This window comes from uncultured Leptotrichia sp., assembly GCF_938036635.1.
Taxonomy (GTDB): Bacteria; Fusobacteriota; Fusobacteriia; order Fusobacteriales; family Leptotrichiaceae; genus Leptotrichia; species Leptotrichia hongkongensis.
Map to the genome: position 1 here is coordinate 1 of NZ_CALHQO010000025.1, position 1,622 is coordinate 1,622.

The 1,622-nt window shown below is 26.4% G+C and carries 2 protein-coding genes; both read left to right on the forward strand.

The features are described from left to right. Positions 1-660, forward strand: a 660-nt coding sequence (locus Q0370_RS00385) for a hypothetical protein (protein ID WP_299570555.1), incomplete at its 5' end; no start/stop codon positions are given. Positions 661-693: 33 nt separating this feature from the next. Beyond that, positions 694-1,569, forward strand: coding sequence for a hypothetical protein (locus Q0370_RS00390; protein WP_299570557.1), 876 nt, complete (start codon positions 694-696; stop codon positions 1,567-1,569). The last annotated feature ends 53 nt before the right edge of the window (positions 1,570-1,622 follow it).

Sequence of the window (1,622 nt, forward strand, 5' to 3'; positions counted from 1 at the left end):
CTATTTATTTTGATGAATAGCTTAATGTATGTGATTATTCCGATTATAATAGGATTTTTGAAAATTAATAAAAATATTATATCTATTTGGTTAATAGTTATTTTTGGAATTTTAAAGTTTTATTTGGAAACAAAAAAGGATTTTGTAAATGAGTATGAAAAAGAATATGAAGAACTCCAAGATTTTGAGGAAATTTTACGAAAAGAGAAGTTAAAAAAGAAAATTTTTTATTTAAAGATGGGTTGCGTATCAGTGTGTTTAATTGTAATAACTCTGATTAATATAAATATATTTCAGTTGCCAAGTTATGTTAGGGATTTGAAAGAAATTAGGAAAATTATTTCAAATAGCAAAGAACTTTATGTAAATGGGAAAAAGCTTGAAAATACAGGAGATGTAAAAAAATGGATTTTGGATTCTACAAATTATTTTGAGATTTTGTGGGATTACAAGAGGGCAGATAAAGTAGAAGAACCTAAAATAAAGACAACTTTATCTAATGAGAAAGGACAGTATCTGGTAATTGAGAAAAAAGACTACGGATGGAGTTTTTTGAAAATGAAAGAAAATCATTACTACAAGTTAGACATTACTTACAAAAAAGATGTTGACAGAACAATTGAAATAGAGAAATCTTTGGAACTTATTCCTCAAAATTAGATATTTTAAACAAAAAGAAAGGATATAAATAAAATGAAAAAATTAACGACGATTTTATTATTTTTAGCATTTGGAATTTTTGGAAATGCAGAAAATGTAAGCAGTATTATCTATAAAAAATTGAGTGCAAAAGGGCTTAAACGTGAAATTATTGAAGAAACTATTAAACTTGATGAAGAAATTGGCGATGGACTGCTTTTTGAAACTGCGGGTATTGATGGAGCAGAATATTTGGAAAAGCTGGAAAATTTGCTTGAAAAGGATAGAAATAATTATATCGTAGCAGGAAAAATCGCTGAAACTTATTTGGCAAGTCTTTATTTGAAAAATATAAGAAATGGGAAAAAATATATGGATATTTTTGAAAAGGCTAATCCAACAGATTATGAAATTTGGAGCATGAAAGTCACTTATTATGGGAATATTGAAGATATAGACGAGAAAAATAAAATTATTAATCAAATAAACAAAAAATATCCAAATTCTTTATTTTTAAAACTTATAAAATTACAGGAAGAAGCCAATGATAATGGCGTAAAAAACTTAAAGCCTGAAATAGATGAAACTTTAAAACTTTTGAGCAATAAAAGTGAAACTGATAAATTTACAATGTCAGATGAAGAAGTCTATTCCTACAAGTTAAGTTTACATTTTTTAAATATTCGGAATTTTGTTGAAAAAAATGAATTTCAAAAAGGAATTGACTATTATTTAAATAATATTGCAACACTTTCTGCAAGTAATGAGGTAAAAAACTATAATTTTGGACAGGAAAAATTTTTGTTTATGATGATAACTACAATAAATAATAATATTGAAAACAAAAGCCAAAAGAAAAGAAATGTAGAAATGTGTGCATCATCAGGTGTTGCCATCATGAAAGGGGAACATGCAAGTGGCAACTACTGATTTGATTGATTTAGCGGTTGAAACAAGCAAATACGCTTATGTTCCGTATTCTC